Genomic DNA, 2,618 nt, shown 5'->3' on the forward strand with positions numbered 1-2,618 from the left:
GGTGGGTGATCGCGGCGTGGGTCGTCGCGATGATCGCCATCGCCGTCTCGGCCCCGAAGATCACGGCCCAGACCGACGAGGCCGCATTCCTCCCCAAGCACTACGAGTCCATCCAGGCCGCGCAGTTGCAGGAGAAGGCGTTCCCGGCGAACTTCACGCCCTCCGCGCTCGCCCTGTTCGAGCGCAACGACGGTGCCCCGCTGACGGCCGCCGACAAGGCCGCCGTGGCGAAGATCGTCCAGGGCCTCACCGACAAGAAGATCGAGCACGTCGAGCAGATCGTCCCGGTCAGCGACCAGACGACCTCCAAGGACGGCAAGTACGCCCTGGCGCCGATCGCCATCGACAAGACCACCCAGAACTCGGAGAAGTTCGGCGAGGTCGCCAAGACGGTCCGTGACGAGGGCAAGAAGCTCGCCGAGGGCACCGACCTGAAGTACCAGCTCGGCGGCCAGGCCGCCCAGCAGCTGGACCAGCAGGAGTCCTCCGGCGCGGCCGACGCCGTCATCGGCATCAGCAGTGTCGTCCTGGTCGCGATCATCGTCGGCCTGATCTTCCGCAGCGTGCTGGCCGGCCTCCTGCCGGTGCTGCTCTCGCTGGTGATCGCGATGCCCACCGCGAACGGCCTGATCGCCTACGCGACCAAGGCGTTCGACCTGAAGTCCACCCCGGTGCTGTCGGCGATCCTGATCGTCGTCGTGCTCGGTGTCGGCACCGACTACTTCCTGTTCCTCGCCTTCCGTTACCGCGAGCGGCTGCGGGCGGGCGACACCCGGCAGGAGGCCGTGGCCAACGCCGTCTCCCGGGTCGGCGAGGCGATCGCCTCCGCGGCCGGCGCGGTCACCGTGGCCTTCGCGGTGCTGATCCTCTCCAGCCTCGGCATGTTCAAGGCGCTCGGCCCGGCGCTGGCCATCGCGGTCGTCGTCACCGCCTTCGCCTCGCTCACCCTGGCCCCGGCCGTGCTCACGGTCATCCCGGCCCGCGGGGTGTTCTGGCCCGGCAAGAAGTGGATGCGCGAGCCGAGCGACGCCCGGTTCGCCGCCCTCGGCCGCGTCGTCGAGAAGAGGCCGGCCCTGGTGGCCGTCGCCTCCGGCGGTGTGCTGCTGGCCCTGACCGCCGGTGCCCTCGGTTACAACGGCACCTTCGACCTCGCGGGCAGCTCCATGCCCAAGACCGCGGAGTCGATGGTCGTCCAGGACAAGCTGGTCAACGGCTTCTCGGCCGGTGCCGCGGACCCGACGCACGTCTACCTGACGGCCGACGGCGGGGCCAAGCTCGACCAGGGTGCCTTCAGTGGCTACGCCGCCAAGCTCGGCGCCGTCCCCGGTGTTGCCGAGGCCCCCGCGACGCCGCAGCTCAGCAAGGACGGTGCGACGGCGGACTTCACCGTTCTGCTCAAGCACGAGCCGTCCAGCAACGACGCGATCGACACGGTCACCGACCTGCGCAAGGTCGCCCACGCCGAGGCGCCGTCCGGCACCGAGGCCAAGGTCGGCGGCATCACCGCGATCTACAAGGACATCAACCTGGCGATGTCCCACGACTACAAGCTGGTGTTCCCGATCGCGGGTCTGCTGATCCTGCTGATCCTGGCCCTCCAGCTGCGCAGCGTGGTCGCCCCCTGGTACCTGATGGCCTCGGTGGGCCTCGGCTTCACCGCGACCCTCGGCTCCTCGACCCTGCTGTTCCAGAACATCAAGGGCGAGCACGGCATGATGTTCATGCTGCCGATCCTCATCTACCTCTTCGTGGTGGCGATCGGTACCGACTACAACATCCTGATCATCGCCCGACTGCGCGAGGAGGCCCGCGCGGGCCGCAGCCCGCGCGAGGCGGCCCGCGAGGCGGTGCGCCACGGTGGCCCGACCGTCGCGGCGGCCGGCTTCATCCTGGCGGTGTCGTTCGCGACCTTCATGCTCGCGGGCAACATCTTCATGCTGGAGTTCGGCTTCGGCATGGCCTTCGGCATCGCCCTGGCGGCCTTCGTGATGGCGATGTTCTTCACGCCGGCGCTCACCGCGCTGGTCGGCAAGGCCGCCTGGTGGCCCGGCCACGGTGCCGACGCCACCGGTGGCCACGGCGAGGCCGGTCCGGCGGCGGGCGCGCACAGCGCCCACGGTCTGCCGGAGTCGGCCGGGCGGCGCTGACCGCCCGCACCTGCCGGTAGCGACACGGACGGCGCCCGCCTCATGGCGGGCGCCGTTTGCCCGTTCCGCCGATCCGGCAAACGTGATCTGTGTGGCAGAAACTCCCCGGTCAATCGGGGTGCGGACGTGCTAGAGTCGTATCAGTTGCAGTTTTGGTTCCCATGAACGTATGTGTGCGCCTGCTGGTACCAACCAACAGGCGCATTTGTTTTGTCCGGTGTTTCAGCCTCCGGATGGGGATCGCGGCTACTTGGGGTCCACGAGGTGTGGGCTCCGATGCCCCAGTTAGAGGAGACGGTTATGGCTACCGGCACCGTGAAGTGGTTCAACAGCGAAAAGGGCTTCGGCTTCATCGAGCAGGAGACTGGCGGCCCGGACGTGTTCGCCCACTACTCGAACATCACGGCTCAGGGTTTCCGTGAGCTGCTCGAGGGCCAGAAGGTCGAGTTCGACGTCACCCAGGGCCAGAAG

General features: G+C 68.7%; 2 protein-coding genes. Both read left to right on the forward strand.

Annotation, left to right across the window (positions count from 1 at the left end; translation table 11 throughout):
• A partial coding sequence (locus VR45_RS10250) for an MMPL family transporter (protein WP_063772449.1) occupies positions 1 to 2,147 on the forward strand: 2,147 nt, incomplete at its 5' end.
• A gap of 300 nt (positions 2,148 to 2,447) precedes the next feature.
• The coding region (locus VR45_RS10255) for a cold-shock protein (protein ID WP_045939380.1) at positions 2,448 to 2,618 on the forward strand (171 nt) is incomplete at its 3' end.

This window comes from Streptomyces sp. NRRL S-495 (assembly GCF_000966955.1).
Lineage (GTDB): Bacteria > Actinomycetota > Actinomycetes > Streptomycetales > Streptomycetaceae > Kitasatospora > Kitasatospora purpeofusca.